This window comes from Pseudomonas sp. MT3, assembly GCF_054720805.1.
Genome location: NZ_JBTVPY010000010.1, coordinates 80,157 through 103,961 on the forward strand (window position 1 = coordinate 80,157; position 23,805 = coordinate 103,961).

The following is a 23,805-nucleotide window of genomic DNA, read 5'->3' on the forward strand; positions in this document are numbered from 1 at the left end:
GTGCCCGCAGGGTAGGTGCTGGCCGCGCGCGGCCTCAATGACGCGAGCGCTCAGGGTCGATTGACGCATTCGCCCAGCGGATGCGAGGGTGAAACTTCCCAAGGCTGCACCGGAGAGCACCCGCATGCAGATTCGTCCTTTCCAGGCAGAGGACATCCCGCCGTACGAAAGCTGGTTCGCCGATCCGCTGCTCGATGCGCAACTCGGTCCGATGGATCGCTACTGGCTGGAACAGGTACTGAAGGATGCGGACAAGGCCCAGTACAGCATTCTGCGCGGCGGCCAGCTGATCGCGGTGGTAGGGGTTTGCCTGCCTACCCCGGCGCATCCGTACTACTTCGTCACTGACCTCGCGGTACGCCCGGAGTTGCGCGGCTCAGGCGTCGGACGCGCAGTGATGGCGCTGGTGATGAGCCAACCGGAACTGCAGAGCAGCCCCTTGTGGCGGGCCAGCGTGAGGCCGGACAACCCGGCAGCGCTGGCTTTCCTCATCAAGCTGGGCTGGACGCGCCTGGAAATGGGCAATCCGTTCGATGAGCTGCTCGAATTCGAATTCCAACGACGGCCGGCGCGCCCCGGATTCCGCTGAGGCAAACCGCGCGGAAACGCTTTCCGACTTCCATAAAAAACCCCCGCCAAGGCGGGGGTTCACACAAAGGAGTCAACGGTACAACGATTGCTGCTTAGAACACGTACTGCAGACGGGTCACGACGCCGTTGCCGTCATCGTCGCCGTTGGCGTTGCGAATGCCATCGGTGGTGACGTGAACGTAGTCGAGGGAGACTTTCACCGCTTCGTTGGCGTACCAGTTCACACCGATGGTGTTGGTGCTGGCCTTGGTGTCGCCAACATCGCGGGTAGCGGTGGCCACGGTCACGTTCGGGTCATCGACCTTGATGTGGTCGTAGCGGTAGAAGACTTCCCAGGCACCGAGCTGCTTGTCAGCTGGCTTGATGGTGTCGAACTTGGCGCCATCGAGCTTGTACACGCGGGACTCGCCGGTGATGGTGTAGGCCAACTGGCCGTAGTAACCGTCAGCCTTGATGTCCTGGTAGGCATCGGCGTCGGCCTTCAGCTTGCGCTTGAGGTATTCGGCCTGAGCGGAGAACGGGCCGAAGGCGTAAGCAAATTCAGCACCCCAGGTGGAGTCGTCCTTGTAGGAACCGGCCGGGCTCAGGGTGGCGCCGCCGAAGGTCGCGCGGTTGCCGTTTTCGCCGGCATCGTTACCGCCGTTGGTGGAAACGCCGCGCATGCCCAGACGCGGACGGATGCGGGAGTCGAAGGCGGTGTCGTCCAGATCGCGGTAGGCGTAGTCCACGCCCAGGTGCAGGACGTTGCCGTCGGTGTTCATCGGCGCGAACACACCACGGAAGTTGAACTGCTTGACGCTGTCGCCGTCGGTGTCGTCGGCGTCCTTGGCGTACACGCCGGCATCCAGGTAGGCCATGTTGGCGACGACGCCGCCAACCTGGGCACCCATGCCGTCCTGGTGGGTGTTGATCCAGTCAGCCAGTTCGTAGGCCGAGTTACGCTCGGTGGCGGTAACCCACTTGGAGCTGGTGGCTTTTTCCAGGCCGAAGTCCGGGTCGAAGCGGCCGAACTTCAGGGTGACCGGGGCGAAGCCGATATAGCTGAAGGACGCTTCATCGAAGTAACCGTTGTCCGAGTTACCCGAGTTGTGGGCCATGTCATAGCTGATCTGGTATTTCCAGTCGCGGTACATGGTGCCGCCCAGTTCCAGGTAGGCGCGGCGGAAATACGCGGCGTCGGCATCGTTGCCATTCTTGGTGTAGAAACCATCGAAACGGCTGTAATCCGCTTGCAGACGGCCACCCAGCTTGAAGCTGAATTCTTTGTCGGTGGTGCCGACCTCAAGGCCGCCCTTGGTCTTGATAACGATATCGGCGCCATCGGTGGTGACTGTGCCTGCGAAAGCCTGGGCGGAAACGGCCAGTGCCAGGGCAGTGGCGGCGTAACCGGCGAAGTGCTTACGGATCATCGAAGATTCCCCTTAATGGTATTTAGCGTTGAACACGCCGAGTGCCTGGCTGCTGCGCGGCCCCCAAGGTCTCGCACAGGCCGTCTGGCGGCCCCCGTTTGTGTTGCTGGGAATCTTGGCGAGGGGTTATTTCAGATCAGTTGCTCGTAGATAAAACTTTTATTACAGAGGAACTTTTGATTTCTTTGAGTCATAAGAATCCTGAGCCACGCCCGACTGGGTCCCGGGCTCTTTCCGATCGCGCTTTGGCGGTATGCTTCCACCTCCCACTGAACGACCTTGCCTTCAGGCGTCCCCATGCATGAATTGCAACCCCTGATCCAGCAGCACGGCCTCTCCCTGCTGTTCCTCAACGTCCTGCTGGAGCAGCTCGGCCTGCCGATTCCGGCCTACCCGGCCCTGATCGTTGCCGGCGCGCTGGCCCTGCAAGGCAGCGGCGTACCACTGGGCGAAGCGCTGGCGGTGGCCGTCGTCGCCTGCCTGATCGCCGATTTCATCTGGTACTTCGCCGGCCGGCATTACGGCGGCTTCATGCTGCGCAGCGCGTGCAAGATTTCGCTGTCGCCGGACAGCTGCATCCGCCAGAGCCAGAGCTTGTACCTGCGCATCGGTCCGCGCGCGCTGCTGATCTCGCGCTTTCTCCCCGGAGCCAGCGCGCTGACCACCACGATGGCCGGGATGACCCGCACACCGCCGCCGCGCTTTCTCGGCTACGACTGCGCCGGCGCCGCGCTGTGGGCCGGCTCGGCCCTGATGATCGGCAGCATCTTCAGCGACGCGGTGGACCATGTGCTCGGCTGGCTCACCCAATACGCCAGCCTTGGCGCGGCACTGCTGTTCGGCGCCTTCGCCCTGTTCATCACCTGGAAACTCTGGCAGCGCTTCAGCCTGCTGCGCCGCACTTCGCGGATCCCGCGCATCAGCGTCGGCGAGCTGCGCGCCCGCCTCGACGCCGGCCAGCCGCCCTTGATCCTCGACGTACGTGCGCAGCTCGATGGCGAAGCGATCCCCGGCTCCATCCCGTTCGGCCTCGACACGCCGCTGGACCAGTTGCACGGCAGCCTGGAAGGCCAGGACGTGGTGATCTACTGCGCCTGTCCCCACGAACTCTCTGCCGCCATGCTCGCCGAACGCCTGCAGGCCTCGGGACATCCGCGCGCCTGGGCGCTGTCGGGCGGGCTGGATGCGTGGCACGCGCAGGGACCGCGCTAGGGATTTATCCGCCAATCGCTTGGTAGACGGGCTGATCGCGGACGGAGTCCGCTACGAGATATATCTGCGCTCGGGGGGGCCCCTCAGCCTCGGCTTTGGCATCCTGCGTCGCTCTACCTCCTGCATCCATGCAGTCGTCTCCCAGGGGGAGAGGGGGCCGTTCGGTGCAGGAGGAAATCTCGGTCTCAGCCGGCACGGTCTGCCCTCTCTCCCTGAGGGAGAGGGTTGGGGTGAGGGGGAAGCGCTGGCACAGATCGCCCAGAAGTAGGCAGTTGCTCCTACGGAAGAACGCCAGGCGATCCCGCTCTTGTAGGAGCGAGCTTGCTCGCGAACCCGCTTGATGCTGGAGTCGCCGAAAACATCGGCTCGCGAGCAAACTCGCCCCCACGAAGGGCCTTCCCCAGGGTCAGCGCCGCGAATGGTCCCGTCGCAGCTCGGCGAGGTGCGCGGCGAGCAGGTCGGTGTCCGCGCCGGATTTCTCCGGCAGCGCGCGCAAAGTAGCCTGGGTCAGCCGCATCTGCCGCAGGTAACGCCGACAATTGCGACACAGCAGCAGGTGTCGGCGCAGCGCCAGCTTCTCGCGAAAGCCCAGTTGCTCATCCAGCAGGTCGCTGGAGCGTGCCACCAGTTCCTTGCAGGTCAGCATTCCCCGGTCTCCTCGAAGTGCTCCAGCGTGGCGAACACCTTCAGCCGCGCGCGGTGCAGCAGCACCCTGACATTGGAGAGCGAAACGTCCAGAAGATTACAGATCGCCTCCAAGTCCAGCCCCTGGCGCTCACGCAGCAGCAGGACGCTGCGCTGCAGCTCGGACAGGCTGGCAAGGGTCTTTTCCAGGCATTCACGCAGTTCGTCCCCGGCCAGCAGGGCTTCGGGCGAGTCCTCGTGCCAGGCCAGCGGCGCCGGGCTCCAATGGCCGTCGGCAGCGAAACGGCTGTCGTCGATGCTGCCGTGGGGCGCGGGCAGGTCGTCCAGCGACACATCGCGACGAACCTTGCGCAGGCGGGATTTCGCGGTATTGGCGGTGATGGTCAGCAGCCAGGTCTTGAGGCTGGAACGCCCCTGGAAGCCGTCGAGGTTGCGCACGGCGGCGAGCCAGGCGTCCTGCACCACCTCGTCGGCATGGGCAGCACCGACGATGGCGATAGCGACAGCGCGCATCGCACCCTGATAGGCGGCTACCAGGGTGCGGAAGGCCTGCTGGTCACCGGCCAGCAGGCGCGACAACAACTCGCTGTCGTCGGCGGGCACGATCAGCGCTTGCGCAGGATCACACTGCCGATGGAGTAGCCGGCGCCGAAGGAGCTCAGCACGCCGATGGAGCCGGCGGGCAGATCGTCCTGATGCTTGTGGAAGGCAATGACCGAACCCGCCGAGCTGGTGTTGGCGTAAGTGTCGAGGATCACCGGCGCCTCGTGGGCTTCGGCGTCACGGCCGATCAGCTTGCGGGTGATCAGCAGGTTCATGTTCAGGTTGGCCTGGTGCAGCCAGAAGCGCTTCACGTCGCTGACCGGGATGTCGTTCTGCGCCAGGTGCTCGCCGATCAGCTCGGCCACCATCGGGCAAACGTCCTTGAACACCTTGCGGCCTTCCTGCACGAACAGCTTGTCGCGCGCACCGATGCCCTCTTCCGCGGCGCGGTTGAGGAAGCCGAAGTTGTTGCGGATATTGTTGGAGAACTGGGTCAGCAGTTTGGTGCTCACCACGTCGAACTGGTGCGGGCTGGTGGCCTGGTCGGCGCACTCGACGATCACGGCGGTGGCGGCATCGCCGAAGATGAAGTGGCTGTCGCGATCGCGGAAGTTCAGGTGACCGGTGCAGATTTCCGGGTTGACCAGCAGGATGGCGCGGGCCTGGCCGAGCTGCACGCTGTTCACCGCGGCCTGAAGACCGAAGGTGGCCGAGGAGCAGGCGACGTTCATGTCGTAGCCGAAGCCCTGGATGCCAAGGGCGGCCTGCACTTCGATGGCCACCGCCGGGTAGGCGCGCTGCAGGTTGGAGCAGGCGACGATCACGCCGTCGATGTCCGCGGCGGTACGGCCGGCGCGCTGCAGGGCTTCCTTCGCCGCGTGCACGGCCATCTCGCAGAGGATGCCCCAGTCTTCGTTGGAGCGCTCCGGAATGCGCGGCGCCATGCGCTGCGGGTCGAGGATACCTTCCTTGTCCACCACGAAGCGGCTCTTGATACCGGAAGCCTTCTCGATGAAGGCCGAGCTGGATTCGGCCAGCGGCTCCATTTCACCCTTGGCAATGGCGTCGGCGTGTTGCTCGTTGTGACTGCGGACGTAGCTGTTGAAGGATTCCACCAGTTCATCGTTGGAGATGCTGAACGGCGGGGTGTACAGGCCAGTTCCGCTGATCACGACTTTATGCACGGTCAATCCTCTTCTGTATCGGGCCGCCGGACCGGGCGGCAAGGTTAGGCATCAAGGTGCCCGCACGCTGGCCGGCACTGGATAGTCTGGGTTTCCGCGGCATCACGCGGATGCCGGGGGATGTAACAAGGCAGTGTGCCACCCCCGCCCGCGAGCGGCACCTTTCACCGCCCGGCGGTCCTCGGTGGCACCTTGGTACAACCGCTGGCCGCTGATTATGCTGCAATTTTCGGCAAAAAGTCGCCGGTAAAGCGTGGTAATTCCGCCACTTTCCGTAAGAAAGCCTCGTACTCCCTGGCATGGCTCAATCGATTGAAATTCTGCAAGGGCACCATAGCAACCGCTGGCGCGCCGGAATCGGTGGCGCCCCGTATGCTTCGGCGTATTGCCCAGGAAGACTGACAGGATGAGTGACATGCCCCGCCCGGAAATGGACGAACAGACACTGGAATTTGCCAATCAGGTGATCGACCTGGCCCGCCAGGGCGATACCGAGCGCCTCGCCGAGCTGCTGCGCCAGGGGCTGCCGGCCAATCTGCGCAATCACAAGGGCGACAGCCTGCTAATGCTGGCCAGCTACTACGGCCACCACGATACGGTGCAGGTGCTGTTGAACCACGGCGCCGATCCGGACCTGCGCAACAACGCCGGACAGACACCGCTGGCCGGTGCGGCCTTCAAGGGCGATCTGCGGATGGTCCGCCTGCTGCTGGCGCACGGCGCCGACGTCGAGGGTGCTTCAGCCGATGGCAAGACCGCCCTGATGATGGCGGCGATGTTCAATCGCCCGGAAATCGTCCGCTGCCTGCTGGAGCACGGCGCCAACCGCGTGGCACAGGACGCCAGCGGCCTGACGCCCCTGGCCGCCGCGCGGATGATGAACGCCGCCGACACCCTCGCCCTGCTCGACGCCACCTGAGCCGCTCAGACCGGGTCGCTGCAGACCAGCCGATCCCGTCCTTCCGCCTTGCCCCGGTACAGGCGGCGATCGGTGCAGCGGTAGAGCTCGTCGGCGTCCAGGCCGTCGGAGGGCCATTCGGCCAGGCCGAAGGTGGCCGACAGGGGAATCCGCTGGCCGGAGTACTCCAGCGGTAACCGCGACACTTCCTTACGCAGCGACTCCACCAGCGGCTGGGCGTCGTAGCGGTCGGTGTACGGCAGCAGGATGCCGAACTCCTCCCCGCCCAGGCGGCCGATCAGGTCGGTGGCGCGCAAGCGGTGGCGCAGGGATTTGCACAGGTGCTGCAGGGCCTTGTCACCGGCGTCGTGCCCCCACTGGTCGTTGATCAGCTTGAAATGGTCGACGTCCAGCACCACCAGCACCAGGCGCGCGTCGTAGCGAGCCGATTCCTGGATACAGCGCTGCAACGCACGCTGGAAGCTCTCGCGACTGGCCACTCCGGTCAGGGTGTCGGTGAGCGCGAGGCGACGCAGTTGCCTGTAGGCGTCGGCACGCCGCCCCTCGTAGACGTGCATGAAGGCGAGCACCAGCACGCCGCAGAAGATGCCATTGCCGATGTCGATCAGGCCTGGCGCATCCAGGCGCAGGTGGTTCATGTACAGGTACATCAGGGTCGCCAGCAGCATGAACGGCACGGCCAGCAGGAAGCCGCGCAGCTTGCCCAGCAGCAGGTAGGCCATGACTGGCATCAGGTAGACCCAGACAAAGGCCGTGGCCGACGCGTTGGGCATGACGATGATATAGAGGATGAAACAGAAGGTTGGCAGCAGGTAGGCGATGATCCAGGGCACCAGGCGGCGTACCCGTTTGAGACGGTGCGCGGCCCACAGCAGCATGCCGCAGGCGACGGCCTCGGTGATGGCCAGCCAGTAGTTGCCGGCCAGGCTCTGCAGAATGCCGAATACCCCCAGGGTCGCCCCGGTGCAGGCAAAGATCAGCCGCATCAGCAGACGGTGATCCGCCTCTTCCAGCCCTGTCGGCCCGGTGCTGGGCTCGTACAATTGTTCGGGATCGCTGTTGCGCTGCATCAGCCTGGCTCCTTGGCTCGGCCGTCAGCGGGTCGGCCGTCGTGGCGAAATCCAATCGTTCTGCCAGTTCCCGCCTCAGAAGACTACTCCAATTTCCTACACTTCGTAGCCATCCGACCGAATCATTCGGGGCACGCGGGTCGATTAGCGGCAGGATCGGTCCGTCTGGACTAGCCTTCGCTGCATCATCCGTGGAGGAAGTCTATGCGTTCGATCCTTGCTGTCCTGCCGTTGCTGGTGCTGTCCGGTTGTGCCTCGTACCAGAGCGATGAGATCCATCCCGTTCCCGCCGACCGGCTGCTGGCCTACCAGCAACCGGGCAAGGACAGCGTGGAACTGGAAGTAACGCGTGATGCGGGTTACCTGGGCGGCGGCTGCTATGTCGCCGTCACCATCGACCGCGAGGTGGCGGCGCGCATCGGCACGGGCGAATCGGCCAGCTTCCACGTACCGGCAGGCCAGCACGTGGTGGGCATCATCGGCGACAAGGATGGCGACGGCCTGTGCAGCAAGGCCATGTTGCGCCGCGAGTTGCTGGTGTCGCTGGAGCCTGGCAACGACAACCGCTTCCGCATCAACAGCGACAACCGCACGGGCTTCGACATCAAGCCGGTGGTCACCCGCTGAGCGAACCCCAACCGCCCAGGCGCGCTTCAGCCATTCAAACGCGCAACGAGGCGCGCCTGCAGCTTCTCCAGCTCACCCACGTCGGCCTTGTTCGCCGCGTGGATGCCCAGGCCCTCGCCGGCATAGCGCGGAACGATGTGCATATGGATATGGAATACCGTCTGCCCGGCCGGCGCACCGTTGAACTGGGCGACCTGCACACCGTCGGGGTTGAGCTCTTCCACCAGCACGCCGGTCAGGCGCTGCACCACGCGCATCACCTTGCCCAGCGCATCGGGATCGACCTCCAGGATATTGCGCGCGGCGCTGCGCTTGGGGATCACCAGCGTGTGGCCGTAGGACTGCGGGAAGAGATCGAGGAAGGCCAGGACGTCGTCGTCCTCGTACAGCTTGTAGCAGGGCGCATCGCCTCGAATGATCTGGGCGAAGATGTTCTGTGGATCGTAGGTGCCGTGCAGGCTCATGGTCGGTTCCTTGTGCATGACTCTGGTGCCGCACCATACCGGTTTGTTGCGCCTGGGTCATGACCGGCGGCGCGTGGAGGGCTATCCTGAGGCCTTTCGCTGCTTTTCTTCAGTGACCTGACCGGAGTATGCATGTCAGACCTTTCCGCGTTCCCCATCACCCGCAAATGGCCCGCCGAACACCCTGACCGCCTGCAGCTGTACTCGCTGCCCACGCCCAACGGCGTGAAGGTATCGATCATGCTGGAAGAGCTTGGCCTGCCCTACGAGCCGCACCTGGTCAGCTTCGAGCGCAACGACCAGATGTCCCCGGAATTTCTCTCGCTGAACCCGAACAACAAGATCCCGGCGATCCTCGATCCCAACGGTCCCGACGGCAAGCCGCTGGCGCTGTTCGAGTCCGGCGCGATCCTGGTCTACCTCGCCGACAAGACCGACTCGCTGATCGTCCCCGGCCCGACCGGCCGCTACGAAACCCTGCAGTGGCTGATGTTCCAGATGGGCGGAATCGGCCCGATGTTCGGCCAGATCGGCTTCTTCAACAAGTTCGCCGGCAAGGACTACGAGGACAAGCGCCCGCTGCAGCGCTACGTGGACGAGGCCAAGCGCCTGCTGGGCGTGCTCGACCAGCGCCTGCAAGGCCGCGACTGGATCATGGGCGAGCGCTACACCATCGCCGACATCGCCACCTTCCCGTGGATTCGCAACCTGGTCGGTTTTTATGAGGCGGGCGAACTGGTGGGCTTCGACAACTTCCAGAACGTGAAGCGCGTGCTGGAGCGCTTCCTCGCGCGGCCGGCGGTGCAGCGTGGGCTGAATATTCCCAAGCGCGACTGACTGCGGCATAGACCTGTAGGAGCGAGCTTGCTCGCGAACGAATTCTCCGGCAGCTCAGACGCTGGGCGGGTTCGCGAGCAAGCTCGCTCCTACGAAGAGTCTGAACCTCAGGCCTCGACCTGGCTCCACTGTTTCGACAGGCGCTTGTCCGACACCGGAAGCTTCGTCCCCAGTTGCTGGGCGAACAGCGAGACGCGGTATTCCTCCAGCATCCAGCGGTACAACGCCAGCTCCGGGTCGCGCTTGCCTTCCTGGGCGTGCTTGGCCAGGCGCGCCGAGTACTGCTCCCAGTAGCCGGCCATCTCGCCGCTCCACACGCGATCACGCTGGACCTGGCCGGCGACCTTGTCCAGGCGCTGCTCCACGGCTTTCAGGTAGCGCGGGATTTCCTTCAGCCACTCCAGCGGCGTGTCGCGGACGAAACCGGGGTAGACCAGCTTGGCCAACTGCCCCTTCACGTCGTTGAGCGGCACGGTCATCGCCAGGTCGACCTTGCCCTTGAAGCGCTTCTGCAGGCCGTGCCAGAGCTTGAGGATTTCCAGGGTCAGACGGGCGGTGCGCTCGGCGTGCTCGGTCCATGCGCCGCGCTTCTTCTCTGCCAGTGACGCGAGCCCGGCGCCATCGCGCGGCAGGCTGCTTTCGCCGTCGAGAATGGCGCTGTCCAGGCTGGCCAACAGGATGTCTTCCACCAACGACTCGACCCGGCCCAGCTCGCGGTAGAGCAGGCCCATGTCGGTCTGCCCCGGCAGCTTGCCGCGCAGGAACTTGGCCGGCTCGGCCAACTGTTGCAGCAGCAGGCGCTGCAGGGCGCGGCGGTGCTGGTAGTCGGCCTCGGCCTGGGTCGGGAAACGGTTTTCCTTCACCACGCCGGCCTCTTCCACCAGCGCCGGGTAAACCGTCATCGACAGACCGGCAACCTTCTGCTGGAGCTTCTCGGCGACTTCGCCGAAGCCTTTGGCTTCCACTGGTTTCTGCGGTTTGTCCGCCTGCGGGATCGCCAGCGCGGCCTGGCTGGCTTCGGCGAAGCGTGCGGTGAGCTCGGCCAGATCACGGCCTTCGCCGAGGAACTTGCCACGGGCGTCGACCACCTCGATGTTCATCCGCAGGTGGCTTTCCACCTGGGTTTCGGCCTCCGCCCAGGCCTCTTCGGGCACGCGGCTGCCAGTCATGCGCTGCAGTTCGCGGCCGAGGGATTCGGACAGCGCGCCTTCGGCGAAGACCATCTTGCCCAGCGCAGCGCGAACGAAGTCCGGCACCGGCACGAAGTTCTTGCGGATGGCCTTGGGCAGGCTGCGCACCAGCTCGATGCACTTGGCCTCCAGCAGGCCTGGCACCAGCCACTCCAGGCGTTCGGCGGGCAACTGCGGCAGCAGCGGCGCCGGCACGCGCACGGTCACGCCGTCACGCACGTGGCCGGGCTCGAAGTGATAGGTGAGCGGCAGTTGCAGGTCACCCAGGCGCAGGCGGTCCGGGTAGAGGCCGGCAGTGACTTCGCTGGCGTCACGGGCGAGGACGTCCTCCTCGCGCATGATCAGCAGGTCCGGCTGCTGCTTGTGCTCGCGCTCGTACCACTTCTCGAAGCTGGCGGACTGGTAGATGTCCGCCGGCAGGCGCTCGTCGTAGTAGGCGAACAGGGTTTCCTCGTCGGCGAGGATGTCGCGCCGGCGCGCCTTGGCTTCCAGCTCGTCGAGCTTCTCCAGCAACTGGCGGTTGGCCGACAGGCACTTGGCGCGGCTGTTGATCTCGCCACGCACCAGCGCCTCGCGGATGAACATCTCGCGGGATACCGGCGCATCGATGGGGCCGTAGTGCACGGGGCGGCGGCCGATGATGATCAGGCCGTAGAGCGTGACCTGCTCGTAGGCCACCACCTGACCCCGGCGTTTTTCCCAGTGCGGCTCCAGGTAGTTCTTCTTCACCAGGTGCCCGGCCAGCGGCTCCAGCCAGTCCGGCTCGATCTTCGCGACCATGCGGGCGAACAGCTTGGTGGTCTCCACCAGCTCGGCGGCCATGATCCACTGCGGTTTCTTGCGGCCGATCACGCTGGAAGGGTGAATCCAGAAACGCCGCTGGCGCGCGCCGAGGTAGTCGCCCTCCTCCGCCTTCTGGCCGATCTGGCTCAGCAGGCCGGAGAGGATTGCCTTGTGCACGGCGGCGTAGTCGATGTCGCGCTGCTTCGCATCCGGCTCGCCACCTTTGTAGGAGCGAGCTTGCTCGCGAACGCTCTTCGAGTCCTTGCCGGCGGCTTTGTTGTCCTGGGGTTTCGCGGTGTGGGGCTGTTCGCGAGCAAGCTCGCTCCTACCAGAAGCCTTGGAGCCGAAGGGCAGCTGCAATTCACGGCAGATCAGCGTCAGCTGGCGGTGCGCATCACGCCACTCGCGCAGACGCAGATAGTTCAGGAAGTTCTTCCGGCACCAATTGCGCAGCGGGTTGGAACCCAGCGCCTGGCGCTGCTCCTCGAAGCCGCGCCAGAGGTTAATCAGTGCGGCGAAGTCCGAATCCGGGTCCTTCCACTGAGCGTGGGCCTGGTCGGCGGCCTGCTGGCGATCCATCGGCCGCTCGCGCGGGTCCTGCACGGACAGTGCGCTGGCCACGGTGAGCACTTCCGGCAGGCTGCCCAGTTGCGCCGCTTCCAGCAGCATGCGGCCCAGCCGCGGGTCGATGGGCAGGCGCGCCAGCTGGCGGCCCAGCGGCGTCAGCTGGCCCTCGCGGTTCACCGCCGAGAGTTCCTGCAGCAGGGTGAAACCGTCGTTGATCGCCTTGCCGTCCGGCGGCTCGATGAAGGGGAAGGCCTCGATGTCGCCCAGGCGCAGGTGCAGCATCTGCAGGATCACCGCCGCCAGGTTGGTGCGCAGGATTTCCGGATCGGTGAAGGCCGGACGGCCGTTGAAGTCTTCCTCGCTGTACAGGCGCACGCAGATGCCAGGCTCGACCCGGCCGCAACGGCCCTTGCGCTGGTTGGCGCTGGCTTGCGAGACGGCCTCGATGGGCAGGCGCTGGACCTTGGCGCGGTAGCTGTAGCGGCTGATCCGCGCGGTGCCGCTGTCGATCACGTAGCGGATGCCCGGTACGGTCAGCGAGGTTTCCGCGACGTTGGTGGCGAGCACGATCTTGCGCCCCGGCATGGGCGCAAAGATTTTCTGCTGCTCGGCCGGCGTCAGCCGCGCATACAGCGGCAGCACTTCGGTGTGGCGCAGGTTCGCCTTGCGCAGCATGTCGGCGGCATCACGGATTTCGCGCTCACCGGGGAGGAACACCAGCACGTCGCCGGGGCGCTTGCCGACGTCGCGTTCATGGGCGGCGATCTCGTCCAGCGCGCGGAGGATGCCCTGGTCCACGGAGAGGTCGTCGAACAGCGCTTCGCCATCCTCGTCCACTTCCGCCGCCAGCGGGCGGTACCAGGTTTCCACCGGGTAGGTGCGCCCCGAGACCTCGACGATCGGCGCGTCGCCGAAATGCCTGGAGAAGCGTTCCAGGTCGATGGTCGCCGAAGTGATGATCAGCTTCAGATCCGGCCGGCGGTGCAGCAGGGTCTTCAGGAAGCCGAGCAGGAAGTCGATGTTCAGGCTGCGTTCGTGGGCTTCGTCGACGATGATCGTGTCGTAGCGCTCGAGGTAACGGTCATGCTGGGTCTCGGCCAGCAGGATGCCGTCGGTCATCAGCTTGATCAGCGTGCTGTCGTCGCTCTGGTCCTCGAAACGCACCTGGTAGCCGACCAGTGAACCCAGCGGCGTGCCGATCTCCTCGGCGACGCGGGTGGCCACGCTGCGCGCGGCCAAGCGGCGCGGCTGGGTGTGGCCGATCAGGCCGTGGGTGCCACGGCCCAGCTCCAGGCAGATCTTCGGCAGCTGGGTGGTCTTGCCCGAGCCGGTCTCGCCGGCGATCACCACCACCTGGCTCTTCATCAGCGCAGCCTTGATCTCGTCGCGCTTGGCGGCAATCGGCAGGCTGTCGTCGTAACGGATCGACGGGATGCTCGCGCGGCGCGCCTCGGCCTTGGCGCAGGAGGCCTGGAAGCGCTCGGCCCACTGGACGAGCTTGGCTTCGTCGGGGTGCTTGCGCAGTTCATGGAGCTGCCGGCGCAGGCGATGGCGGTCGCGGATCATTGCGTGATCCATACGCTGCAGGAGCTGTTCGGGAGTCGGCGTACTGTCTGTGGTCATCGGCTTCGCGGGCATCAGGCGGGAGCGGCGCGAGCTGGTGCGGGGCCGGTCCCTGGAATGGGCTGTCGTGGCGACAATTCGTGAATTGTCGCAAAAGACCGGCACGGGCCGCCATGCCGAATGCTTGGCGGCCCGGATTGGCGGGGCATTGCGCCCCGCCGGTTCAGATGCGGAACTGGCCGACCAGCTGGCGCAAGCGCTCTCCCAGTCCGTTCAGTTCGGTCGCGGTGCGTGCGCCCTTGGCGGCGTCATCCGCCACGCTTTCCACGCCACCGGCGATCTGGTGCACGCTGCGGTTGATCTCCTCGGCGACGGCGGTCTGCTCCTCGGCGGCGCTGGCGATCTGCGCGTTCATCGAGTTGATGGTGCCGATCAGTTGGGCGATGGCGTCCAGCGACTGACCGGCCTGGTTGGCCTGGCCGCGGGTGCGTTCGGCCATGTCGCTGGCGCGCTGCATGGCGCTTACCGAGCCTTCCGTGGTACCGCGCAGACGGTCGATCATCTGCTGGATTTCCCCGGTGCTTTGCTGGGTGCGGCTGGCCAGGGCGCGGACTTCGTCGGCGACCACGGCGAAGCCTCGCCCGGCCTCACCGGCGCGGGCCGCTTCGATGGCGGCGTTGAGCGCCAGCAGGTTGGTCTGCTCGGCGATGGAGCGGATCACCTCGAGCACGCCGACGATGCCCTGCACGTCCTGGCGCAGGGTGTCGAGGGAGTCGCTGCTGCTGCGCACCTCGCCCACGAGGTCGTTGATCTGCGCGACGCACAGGTCCACTTCGCGCTTGGCCGCCTGCCCCTCGCGGTCGGTCTGCTGCGCCGCGTCGGCCGCCTGTTGCGCGCTGCGCGCCACTTCCTGCGCAGCGGCGGTCATTTCGTTGATGGCGGTGGCGACCTGGTCGGTCTCGTGGCGCTGGCCGTCCATCGCCCGCTCGGAGCGCTGCGCCTGCTGCGCCACGTCGCCGACCAGCCCGGACAGTTGGTGGGTAGTGCCGGCCACTTGCTGCACCAGCACGTGGATCTTTTCGACGAAGCGATTGAACGAGCCGGCCAGTTCGCCCAGTTCGTCGCTGCGGCCCAGGTTCAGACGGTGGGTCAGGTTTCCATCGCCGGCGGCCATGTCGTCGAGATTGTCGCGCACCTGCACGATGGGCTGGACGATGGTGCGGCTGAACAGCCCGGCAAGCAGGCCGATCACCAGCAGCAGTGCCAGCGCCGAGCCGCCCATCAACAGCAGCAGGTTGTCGATCTTCGCGTCAAAGGCAGCGCCGGCTTCCTGAGCCTCCCGCTCGACGTCATCGAGATTCAGCGAGGTACCGAACACCAGGTTCCACTTGGGCAGGAAATGCGCATAGCCGATCTTCGGCACGATGGCATTGCCGCCCGGCAGGGTGAAGCTGTAGCGCACATAGTGCTGGCCACTCTGGCCCGCCGCTACCAACTCGCGGATGGCATAGACGCCATTGGGGTCGCGATAGCCGCTGAAGTCTTCGCCCAGGCGCTCGTCGCTGGTGCCCTGGAAGACCCGTACGGAGCGCGTGTCATAGCCCCAGAAATAACCACCCTTGCCGTATTCGAGGCGCTTGAGGATCGCGATGCCCTGTTCGCGCGCCTGGGCATCCCCTTGGGCGGCAGCCTGGTAGATCGGGCCAACGGCAGCCAGGGCCACATCGACGAAGTTCCTCAACTGCGCCTCGCGGTCATGCGTGAGGTTCTCGCGGATCTGCGCCTCCTGCTGGGTCGACAATTGCATGAGGGCAACGGTGGCGATGGCGCACAACAGAACGGTGAGGAGCAGGATCGGGGCGATGGCCAGGAGCAGTACCTTGGCGCGCAGTCGAAGGACGGTATTCACGGCATGGACCTCAGGCAGATAAGGGACCCGCTTCCGTGCAGGCATCAAAAAACCCGCCTCGCGGCGGGTTCCTTGTTTATCGGCTCAGGCCCTGATCTTCTTGAGCTCTTCGTCGCGCAATTCTCGGCGCAGGATCTTGCCGACGTTGGTGGTCGGCAGGCTGTCGCGGAACTCCACGGCCTTGGGCCGCTTGTAGCCGGTGAGGTTGTCGTGCATGTGCTGCATGACTTGCTCCTTGGTCAGGGTGACGCCCGGCTTGGACACCACGAAGACCTTGATCGACTCGCCGGATTTCTCGTCCGGGATGCCAATGGCGGCACACTGCAGCACGCCCGGCAGGGTGGCGAGCACGTCTTCCAGCTCGTTGGGGTACACGTTGAAGCCCGACACCAGGATCATGTCCTTCTTGCGGTCGACGATACGCATGTAGCCGTCTTCCTGGATGATCGCGATGTCGCCGGTGCGCAGCCAGCCGTCCTTGTCGAGGATCTCGTCGGTGGCTTCCTGGCGCTGCCAGTAGCCCTTCATCACCTGCGGGCCCTTCACGCACAGCTCGCCACGCTCGCCCAGCGGCAGCTCCTGGCCGTCATCGCTGATGACCTTGCACAGGGTCGACGGAACCGGAATGCCGATGGTGCCGATCTGGATGTTCTGGAACGGGTTCACCGAAACCACCGGGCTGGTCTCGGTCATGCCGTAGCCTTCGCAGATGGCGCAGCCGGTAACGTCTTTCCAGCGCTCGGCTGCGGCCTGTTGCAGAGCCATGCCGCCGGAGAGGGTCAGCTTCAGTGCGGAGAAGTCCAGCTTGCGGAAGCCTTCGTTGTTGCACAGGCCGACGAACAGGGTGTTCAGGCCGACGAAGCCGGTGAACTTCCACTGCGACAGCTCCTTGACCATGCTGGCCAGGTCGCGCGGGTTGGTCACCAGGATGTTGTGGTTGCCGGTGAGCATCATCGCCATGCAATGGAAGGTGAAGGCGTAGATGTGGTACAGCGGCAGCGGCGCGATGAGGATCTCGCAGCCTTCGTTGAGGTTGGCGCCCATCAGTGCCTTGCACTGCAGCATGTTGGCGACCAGGTTGCGGTGGGTCAGCATCGCACCCTTGGCCACACCCGTGGTGCCGCCGGTGTACTGCAGCACGGCCACGTCGTCGCTCTTGGGCGAGGCTTCCGCCACCGCCTTGCCACGGCCCTTGGCCAGGACGTCGGTCAGCTTCTGCGCATTGGGCAGGTTGAAGGCCGGAACCATCTTCTTGATGTTCCTGACCACGAAATTGACGATGAAGCGCTTGAGCGGCGGCAGCATGTCACCCACTTCGGTGACGATGACGTTGCGGATGCCGGTCTTGGGCAGCACTTCCTCGGCCAGGTGCGCCATGTTCGCCAGGCACACCAGCGCCTTGGCGCCGGAGTCGTTGAACTGGTGCTCCATTTCCCGCGCGGTGTACAGCGGGTTGGTGTTGACCACGATGAGGCCGGCGCGCATGGCGCCAAAGACCACGACCGGGTACTGGAGCACGTTGGGCAGTTGCACGGCGATGCGATCGCCTGGCTTGAGATCGGTGTTCTGTTGCAGATAGGCCGCGAAGTCCCCGGAGAGCTTGTACATCTCGCCGTAGGTCAGGGTCTTGCCCAGGTTGCTGAAGGCGGGCTTGTTTGCAAAGCGTTGGCAGGACTCTTTCAGCACCGCGAGGATGTTCGGGTACTGGTCAGCGTTGATCTCGGCAGCGATCCCCACTGGGTATTTGTCCTTCCAGAAATTATCGGTCATGGAAGCCCACTCCTAAGCAACAGCTTATCTTTACCGCAGTGCGGTTCGTTGTTGTGTTTATGTCGCCTTCCCTTGAGGCAGGGAGCGAAAAGCGGGCCGAGATTAGCAGCTTTGAGAAAACGCGACCAGCACCAAACACGGCCTTGTCAGTCAGAAAAATGACCAAAAGCAGTCATTTCGGTCACTAACCGCCCACTCGTCGGAAAAGCCCGCCCCAGAGGGGCTACAGGCTTGTTGGATTGTCAGACAAGGCAGGTTTCAGGGAGATGAAACCGGAAAAAAGAACGGGGACTGATCGCCAGAGCGGTCCCGTCACGGAGGTGGATCGGCGGAGTCCGACCAGGCGGTTTCGCGCAGTTCCCGATGCCGATCCTGCCCACCGGGTGAAGAGCAAGGACATTCGTCGGCGCTTGCGGGCCGGTGAACGAATCATCCGCCAGGTACTTGCGAAATCATCTTCCGGAAATGATCTACCTCAACACCGGCCAGGTGCAGATCACGCAGAGTACTTTTGCACTCGCCTGGAGAACCCTCATGTTTCCCGAATTCCGTGAAAAGATTACTCGCCTCAAAGCCGAAGACCCGCATTTCGCCAAGCTCTTCCATAGCCACAACGATCTCGATCAGGAGATCAAGAACATGGAAGCCGGCATCACCCCTGCCTCGCACGACACCATCGAGGCGCTGAAGAAACAGAAGCTGCAGCTCAAGGACGATCTCTACGAGATCCTGCGCAAGAAGAATAGCTGCTGTGGCGGCTGTGGCGGTTGACCGGCTCTGGCTGACAACCGGCAATAAAAAAGGGGGCTGATTCTGGATCAGCCCCCCTTTTCGTTCACGCTCGCCTCAAGCCGTTTCGCGCAGCTCCCGACGCAGGATCTTGCCCACCGGCGTCATCGGCAGGGCGTCCTTGAGCACGATGTGCTTGGGCACCTTGTAGCCGGTGAAATTCTCCTTGCAGTAGGCCTTGAGCTCCTCCACCGTCACCCCGCCCTCGCGCGGCACGACGAACAGTTTCACCGCCTCGCCGGACTTCTCGTCCGGCACGCCGACCGCCGCGCAGTTGGCGACCTTCGGGTGGGCCATGACCACGTCCTCGATCTCGTTGGGGTAGACGTTGAAGCCGGAGACGATGATCAGGTCCTTCTTGCGGTCGACAATACGGACGAAGCCGTCCTGATCGATCACCGCGATGTCGCCAGTACGCAGCCAGCCTTCGGCGTCCAGCACCTCGGCGGTGGCTTCCGGGCGCTGCCAGTAGCCCTTCATCACCTGCGGGCCCTTCACGCACAGCTCGCCCCGCTCGCCCAGGCCGAGGTCATTGCCGTTGTCATCGATCACCTTCAGCGCGGTACCCGGCACCGGGATGCCGACGGTGCCCAGGCGCGCCTGGTCGCCGTAGGGGTTGGTGCTGACCACCGGGGAAGTTTCGGTGAGGCCGTAGCCTTCGACCACGGAACAACCGGTCATGGCCTTCCAGCGCTCGGCGGTAGCGGTGACCAGCGCGGTGCCGCCGGAGTTGGTGACCTTCAGGTTGGAGAAGTCGAGTTCCTTGAACTCCGGGCGATCCATCAGGGCGACGAACAGGGTGTTCAGCCCCAGCAGCGCGGAGAAGCGCCACTTCTTCAGTTCCTTGATGAAGCCGGGGATGTCGCGCGGGTTGGTGATCAGTACGTTGTGGTTGCCGTTGACCATCATGCACATGCAGTTCGCGGTGAAGGCATAGATGTGGTACAGCGGCAGCGGCGCGATCATCACCTCGTTGCCGACCTGCATCAGCGGCTTGCCGTCCGGGCCGTGCTGCTGCAGGCAGGCGTGCACCTGCTGCATGTTCGCCACCAGGTTGCCGTGGGTGAGCATGGCGCCCTTGGCCACGCCGGTGGTGCCGCCGGTGTATTGCAGCACGGCGATGTCGTCGAGACCGGCCTTGACCGGCTGCAGCCCGTGGCCACGGCCCTGGCGCAGGGCGTCCTTGAAGGAGACGGCCTGGGGCAGGCTGTACTCCGGCACCATCTTCTTCACGTGCTTGACCACGGTGTTGACCAGGAGCCCCTTGAGCGGCGACAGCAGGTCGCCCATGCGCGCCTCGATCAGGTATTCGAGCCCCGTGTCGGGCAGCACTTCCTGCACCAGCTTGCCGAACAGGTTCACGTAGACCAGCGCGCGGGCGCCGGAGTCCTTGAACTGGTGGCGCATCTCGCGCGCGGTGTACAGCGGGTTGGTGTTGACCACCACCAGCCCGGCGCGCAGGGCGCCGAACACCGCGATCGGGTATTGCAGGATGTTGGGCATCTGCACGGCGATGCGGTCACCGGGCTTGAGGTCGGTGTGCTTCTGCAGGTACGCGCCGAAAGCAGCGGACAGGCGGTCCAGCTCGGCATAGGTCAGGGTCACGCCCAGGTTGCTGAACGCCGGACGGTCGGCGAACTTCTTGCAGGAGCGCTCGAACACTTCGACCACGGACTTGTAGGCCGTCAGATCAATGTCGCTGGGCACGCCGGCCGGGCGTTTGTCGTTCCAGAAATCAGGTTGCATTTATTCTTATCCTCGTACCTGAGCGAAACCAAACCGCCATTGCGGTCATTTGACGGAAGCTAACAGTTCCCCCGGTCAGCGCAAAGACTCCGGCGAGTGTCATTGACTGCATGAATCTTGCGCCACCGCCTACTGCCGCGCAGGGATACCACGGAGCACCTGACGTCGCGGGAAGCCTAGGCCAGCCGACACAATCCTTACAGAAGATGTCCACGGGCGAACCTGGGCAAAAATCGCCTGGGCAGATGCGCACGGCGCTGTACACTGCGCAGCTTCGGCGACGATCGCCGTGTCTCACCTTCGCTCGACGATAATTCGTACAACAACGGGAAGGACCCATGCCTTACGCCGCCTACTGGCTGACCGCCAGCGACGAGACACCGCTGTACACCCGCCACTGGGCACCGGAAGGTCAGTTCCGCGGGGCTCTGATGCTGTCCCACGGCATGGCCGAACATGCCGGCCGCTACGAGCGCCTGGCCCTGGCGCTGAACGCCGCCGGCTATCACCTCTACGCCATCGACCAGCGCGGCCACGGCCGCACCGCCGAGAACAGCGAACTCGGCCACTACGCCGACCGCGGCGGCTGGGGCAAGGTGATCGGCGACCTGCACACGCTGAACCAGCATGTGCGCGAGGAGCATCCGGACCTGCCCATCGTCCTGCTCGGCCACAGCATGGGCAGCTACATCGGCAGCGCCTACCTGATGCAGCACAGCGCCAGCGTGAAGGCGGCAGTGCTGTCCGGCTCCAATTACCAGCCAGTGGCGCTGTACAAGAGCGCCCGCCTGATCGCCCGCTTCGAGCGCTGGCGCCAGGGCCCTCTGGGGCGCAGCGCGCTGATCGACTTCCTCTCCTTCGGCTCGTTCAACAAAGCCTTCAAACCCAACCGTACCGCCTTCGACTGGCTCAGCCGCGATCCCGCCGAAGTCGACAAATACGTCGCCGACCCGCTCTGCGGCTTCCGCTGCAGCAATCAGCTATGGCTGGACCTGCTCGGCGGCCTGGCCGACATCACGCCGCTGGAGCACCTGTCGCGCATCCGCAGCGACCTGCCGGTACTGGTGATCGGTGGCGAGCGCGACCCGGTCAGCCAGGGCAAGCGCCTGCGCGACCTCGCCCAGGCGATAACCCGGGCCGGGGTACGCGACGTCCAACTGAAGATCTATCCCGACGCTCGTCACGAGCTGTTCAACGAGAGCAACCGCGACGAGATCACCCGCAACCTGATCGACTGGCTGGCGGCGCACTGCCCCGTCTCGCAAGTCGAGAAATCCGAGGAGCCCCTATGACCCAGGTCCAGAACGTCCCCTATGAAGAACTCGAAGTCGGCCAGAAGGCCAACTTCCGACGCAACGTCGGCGAGCGCGACATCCAGCTGTTTGCCGAGGTCTCCGGCGACCGCAACCCGGTGCACCTGGACGCCGACTACGCCGCCACCACCCAGTTCAAGGAACGCATCGCCCACGGCATGCTCACTGGCGCGCTGATCAGCGCGGCGATCGCCACCACCCTGCCCGGCCCGGGCACTATCTACCTCGGCCAGAATCTGACGTTCACCCGCCCGGTGAAGCTCGGTGACGAACTGACGGTAGAGCTGGAAGTGCTGGAAAAGCTGCCGAAGAACCGCGTACGCATCGGCACCGTGGTGCTCAACCAGGATGGCAAGGCCGTGGTCAAAGGCGAGGCCGAAGTGCTGGCACCCACCGAGAAGCTCAACATCGAACTGCCTGCCCTGCCGCCGATCACCATCGGCTGAGAATCTATTCAACGTCTGCCTGCGCTTGCTCATGCTGCGCCCGGCAAGACCTTGAACAGGTTCCGAGATCGACTCCGGGGCTGGCCGCCGGCCCCGGAAACTTGTATACAGTTTTCACCTCAACTACCCTGCCCTGGTCATTTTTCAATCCATCCGGGATAACCGAAGGCCCTCCGCCCGAAACCCCATTACCGGGAATCGGAGCCATCATGGACCTTCGACTGCTGTTGCTGTCCCTCTGCACCTTCGCCGCGGGCCTCGCCGAGGCCATCCTCACCGGCATCCTGCCGTCACTCGCCGATGACCTGGGCGTTTCCCTCAGCCTGGCCGGCCAGCTCACCAGCCTGTTCTCCCTGAGCTTCGCCATCGCCGCGCCGCTGCTCGGCTGGTTCACCCGTGGCGCCGACTGCCGCCGCCTGCTGGTGATCACCCTGCTGGTGTTCGCCGCCTTCAACGCCGGCGCGGCGCTCAGCCCCGGTTACGTCCCTCTGCTGCTGATGCGCATCGGTATGGCCGCCTGTTGCGGGCTGTTGATCATGCAGGCCAGCCTGCTGGCGGTGGAGCTGGCGCCGCCGACCCAGCGCGGGCGCGCCATCGGCCTGATCTTCATGGGTATCAGCGGCTCGCTGGTGTTCGGCGTGCCGGCCGGCGTGCTGGTGAATGAATGGTTCGGCTGGCGCTGGATCTTCGCCGCCATCGCCCTCTATTCGCTGCCGCTGGCCGCACTGCTGCGTCTCGCCCTGCCCCGCCGCGCCCTCGTCAGCCCGGCCAATGGCGCGGCGTACAAGCGCCAGCTGCGCAGCCCCTCGCTGAACCTGGCGCAACTGGTGTCGATCCTGCTGCTGGGCGGGCACTTCACCCTGTTCGCCTACATCACGCCCTGGTTCCAGCAGGTGGCCGGGATCACCGACAGCCAGCGCATCGCCCTGACCCTCTTGCTGATCGGCCTTGCGGCCATTGGCGGCGGCTACCTCGGCGGCTGGCTGAGCGACCGCCTCGGCCATCGCCGCGCCTTGATCGTGGTACCGATCCTGTTTGCCCTGGCGATGCTGGCGATCCCGCTGAGCCTCGGGCACCCCTGGATGCTGCTGGCGGCGCTGATGGTCTGGAGCACCATCAGTTGGATGATCTCGCCGGCGGTGCAGAGCTACCTGCTGGCCAGCGACCCGGCCAGCGGCAGCGCCGGGGTGGCGCTGAACACCTCGGCCATGCACCTGGGCGTAGCCCTCGGCGCTGCACTGGGCGGCGCGGTGATCAGCCTCGCGGGCATCGCTTGGACGCCCTGGGTCGGTATCGGCCTGGTGGCGCTCTCGGTGCTCTGCGCCGTGCTGTCCTGCTGGCTGCAGCGCGAGTCGGACGACGCGCCCCTCAGCGTTCCTTCACGGTGACGCTGGCGGTCATCCCGGCGCTCAGGTGCACGCCTTCGGGAACCCTGTCGAGATGGATGCGCACCGGAATGCGCTGGGCCAGGCGTACCCAGTTGAAGGTCGGCTCGACGTTGGCCAGCAACTGGCTGTCAGGAATGGCATTGCGGTCGGTGATGCCGCTGCTGATGCTTTGCACGGTGCCGTCGATGGGGGTGTCGCCGCTCATCAGCACGACCTTCGCCGGCTGGCCGACGCGGATGCCGGGTAGCTTGGTCTCCTCGAAGTAGGCGGTGACGTAGAAGGACTTCTGGTCCACCAACGCCATCGCCGGCTGGCCGGCCTGAGCATAGTTGCCCTGGGCCAGGCGCAGGTTGGTCACCTGTCCGTCGCGCGGGGCACGCATCTCGCTGCGGGTGAGGTTCAGCTCGGCCAGGCGCACCTGGGCCAGCGCCTCGTCGTACTCGCTCTTGGCGATGGCGGCGTTGATCTGCGCGGTTTCCTTGTCTTCGGCGCTGATCGCGGCGATACCCAGACGATTGCGCCGCGACGCTTCGCTCTGGCGCAGCAGGTACTGCTGGTGCCGGGTTTCGGCCTGTGCCTTGGCCTGCTCGAGGTTGGCGGCGTAGCGCTCGCGGTCGATGCGCATGATCAGGTCGCCGGCTTTCACCTGCTGGTTGTCCTGCACCGCAAGGTCGGTGACCCACCCGGAAACGTCCGGGGCGATCACCACCACGTCGGCGCGTACCCGCGCATCGCGGGTCCAGGGCGACAGCATGTAGTAACGCCATAGCCAGGTGCCGGCGAGCACCGCGGCAGCGACCAGAATCAGGGTGATGGCTACGCGAAGGAATCCGCGCATGC

Annotated in this window: 20 protein-coding genes and 1 pseudogene; 9 read left to right on the forward strand and 12 right to left on the reverse strand. The window is 65.0% G+C overall.

Annotated features, from left to right (window positions below):
* Positions 1–124: 124 nt before the first annotated feature.
* The gene (locus ACYCAX_RS12335; RefSeq protein ID WP_460248133.1) at positions 125–589 is read left to right on the forward strand and encodes a GNAT family N-acetyltransferase; all 465 of its coding nucleotides are present in this window, start codon (positions 125–127) and stop codon (positions 587–589) included.
* 94 nt (positions 590–683) lie between these two features.
* On the opposite strand, the gene ACYCAX_RS12340 is transcribed toward ACYCAX_RS12335, so the two are convergent.
* Positions 684–2,000 (reverse strand): OprO/OprP family phosphate-selective porin, encoded by a 1,317-nt coding sequence (locus ACYCAX_RS12340; RefSeq protein WP_460248134.1) that lies wholly within the window; start codon positions 1,998–2,000, stop codon positions 684–686.
* A 297-nt stretch (positions 2,001–2,297) separates the two neighbouring features.
* Here ACYCAX_RS12340 and ACYCAX_RS12345 point away from each other — a divergent pair, with 297 nt between their 5' ends.
* Positions 2,298–3,212, forward strand: a complete 915-nt coding sequence (locus ACYCAX_RS12345; RefSeq protein ID WP_015478350.1) for a VTT domain-containing protein — start codon at positions 2,298–2,300, stop codon at positions 3,210–3,212.
* Between the two features lie 406 nt (positions 3,213–3,618).
* Here ACYCAX_RS12345 and ACYCAX_RS12350 read toward each other — a convergent pair whose 3' ends face one another.
* From ACYCAX_RS12350 to ACYCAX_RS12360, 3 genes are read right to left on the reverse strand one after another with little or no spacing between them, the layout of a single operon-like run.
* Positions 3,619–3,858, reverse strand: coding sequence for an anti-sigma factor family protein (locus tag ACYCAX_RS12350; RefSeq protein WP_015478351.1), 240 nt, complete (start codon positions 3,856–3,858; stop codon positions 3,619–3,621).
* A complete protein-coding gene (locus ACYCAX_RS12355; protein ID WP_460248170.1) occupies positions 3,852–4,463 on the reverse strand; it encodes an RNA polymerase sigma factor in 612 nt (203 codons plus the stop codon). The genes ACYCAX_RS12350 and ACYCAX_RS12355 overlap by 7 nt, the downstream gene beginning before the upstream one ends.
* Complete coding sequence (locus tag ACYCAX_RS12360) at positions 4,463–5,584, reverse strand: beta-ketoacyl-ACP synthase III (RefSeq protein WP_460248135.1); 1,122 nt, start codon at positions 5,582–5,584, stop codon at positions 4,463–4,465. Before ACYCAX_RS12360 ends, ACYCAX_RS12355 begins: the two co-directional genes overlap by 1 nt.
* A 406-nt stretch (positions 5,585–5,990) precedes the next feature.
* Here ACYCAX_RS12360 and ACYCAX_RS12365 point away from each other — a divergent pair, with 406 nt between their 5' ends.
* Positions 5,991–6,503 carry an ankyrin repeat domain-containing protein gene (locus ACYCAX_RS12365; RefSeq protein ID WP_041712137.1) on the forward strand — a complete coding sequence of 171 codons (513 nt, stop codon included), beginning with the start codon at positions 5,991–5,993 and terminating at the stop codon, positions 6,501–6,503.
* A gap of 5 nt (positions 6,504–6,508) precedes the next feature.
* Here ACYCAX_RS12365 and ACYCAX_RS12370 read toward each other — a convergent pair whose 3' ends face one another.
* Positions 6,509–7,573: a GGDEF domain-containing protein gene (locus ACYCAX_RS12370; protein WP_460248136.1), complete on the reverse strand. Its 1,065-nt coding sequence runs from the start codon at positions 7,571–7,573 to the stop codon at positions 6,509–6,511.
* A gap of 204 nt (positions 7,574–7,777) precedes the next feature.
* Between ACYCAX_RS12370 and ACYCAX_RS12375 the strand changes: the two genes are divergently transcribed.
* Positions 7,778–8,200 (forward strand): hypothetical protein, encoded by a 423-nt coding sequence (locus tag ACYCAX_RS12375; RefSeq protein ID WP_015478356.1) that lies wholly within the window; start codon positions 7,778–7,780, stop codon positions 8,198–8,200.
* A gap of 26 nt (positions 8,201–8,226) precedes the next feature.
* On the opposite strand, the gene ACYCAX_RS12380 is transcribed toward ACYCAX_RS12375, so the two are convergent.
* The gene (locus tag ACYCAX_RS12380; protein WP_460248137.1) at positions 8,227–8,664 is read right to left on the reverse strand and encodes an HIT family protein; all 438 of its coding nucleotides are present in this window, start codon (positions 8,662–8,664) and stop codon (positions 8,227–8,229) included.
* A 132-nt stretch (positions 8,665–8,796) separates the two neighbouring features.
* Between ACYCAX_RS12380 and ACYCAX_RS12385 the strand changes: the two genes are divergently transcribed.
* Positions 8,797–9,501 carry a glutathione binding-like protein gene (locus tag ACYCAX_RS12385; RefSeq protein WP_460248138.1) on the forward strand — a complete coding sequence of 235 codons (705 nt, stop codon included), beginning with the start codon at positions 8,797–8,799 and terminating at the stop codon, positions 9,499–9,501.
* 107 nt (positions 9,502–9,608) lie between these two features.
* Here the strand turns inward: ACYCAX_RS12385 and hrpA are convergent, their stop codons facing one another.
* From hrpA to fadD1, 4 genes and pseudogenes are all read right to left on the reverse strand, one after another.
* A complete protein-coding gene (gene hrpA, locus ACYCAX_RS12390; protein WP_460248139.1) occupies positions 9,609–13,664 on the reverse strand; it encodes an ATP-dependent RNA helicase HrpA in 4,056 nt (1,351 codons plus the stop codon).
* Positions 13,665–13,827: 163 nt separating this feature from the next.
* Positions 13,828–14,583, reverse strand: coding sequence for a methyl-accepting chemotaxis protein (locus ACYCAX_RS12395; protein WP_460248171.1), 756 nt, complete (start codon positions 14,581–14,583; stop codon positions 13,828–13,830).
* 102 nt (positions 14,584–14,685) lie between these two features.
* Positions 14,686–15,558: pseudogene (locus ACYCAX_RS12400) on the reverse strand (cache domain-containing protein); the annotation flags it as partial.
* Between the two features lie 39 nt (positions 15,559–15,597).
* A complete protein-coding gene (fadD1, locus tag ACYCAX_RS12405; protein ID WP_015478361.1) occupies positions 15,598–17,283 on the reverse strand; it encodes a long-chain-fatty-acid--CoA ligase FadD1 in 1,686 nt (561 codons plus the stop codon).
* A 534-nt stretch (positions 17,284–17,817) separates the two neighbouring features.
* On the opposite strand from fadD1, the gene ACYCAX_RS12410 reads away from it, so the two are divergent.
* On the forward strand, positions 17,818–18,054 hold the full coding sequence (locus ACYCAX_RS12410; protein WP_041712686.1) for a YdcH family protein: 237 nt from the start codon (positions 17,818–17,820) through the stop codon (positions 18,052–18,054).
* A gap of 75 nt (positions 18,055–18,129) precedes the next feature.
* Here the strand turns inward: ACYCAX_RS12410 and fadD2 are convergent, their stop codons facing one another.
* On the reverse strand, positions 18,130–19,818 hold the full coding sequence (fadD2, locus tag ACYCAX_RS12415; protein ID WP_015478363.1) for a long-chain-fatty-acid--CoA ligase FadD2: 1,689 nt from the start codon (positions 19,816–19,818) through the stop codon (positions 18,130–18,132).
* 338 nt (positions 19,819–20,156) lie between these two features.
* Between fadD2 and ACYCAX_RS12420 the strand changes: the two genes are divergently transcribed.
* The 3 genes from ACYCAX_RS12420 (at position 20,157) to ACYCAX_RS12430 (ending at position 22,965) form a co-directional block, all read left to right on the forward strand.
* On the forward strand, positions 20,157–21,110 hold the full coding sequence (locus tag ACYCAX_RS12420; RefSeq protein ID WP_294978971.1) for an alpha/beta hydrolase: 954 nt from the start codon (positions 20,157–20,159) through the stop codon (positions 21,108–21,110).
* Positions 21,107–21,577, forward strand: a complete 471-nt coding sequence (locus tag ACYCAX_RS12425; protein WP_015478365.1) for a MaoC family dehydratase — start codon at positions 21,107–21,109, stop codon at positions 21,575–21,577. The genes ACYCAX_RS12420 and ACYCAX_RS12425 overlap by 4 nt, the downstream gene beginning before the upstream one ends.
* A 209-nt stretch (positions 21,578–21,786) precedes the next feature.
* A complete protein-coding gene (locus ACYCAX_RS12430; protein ID WP_460248140.1) occupies positions 21,787–22,965 on the forward strand; it encodes an MFS transporter in 1,179 nt (392 codons plus the stop codon).
* Here the strand turns inward: ACYCAX_RS12430 and ACYCAX_RS12435 are convergent.
* A complete protein-coding gene (locus ACYCAX_RS12435; RefSeq protein ID WP_015478367.1) occupies positions 22,946–23,803 on the reverse strand; it encodes an efflux RND transporter periplasmic adaptor subunit in 858 nt (285 codons plus the stop codon). The genes ACYCAX_RS12430 and ACYCAX_RS12435 overlap by 20 nt on opposite strands.
* Positions 23,804–23,805: the final 2 nt, after the last annotated feature.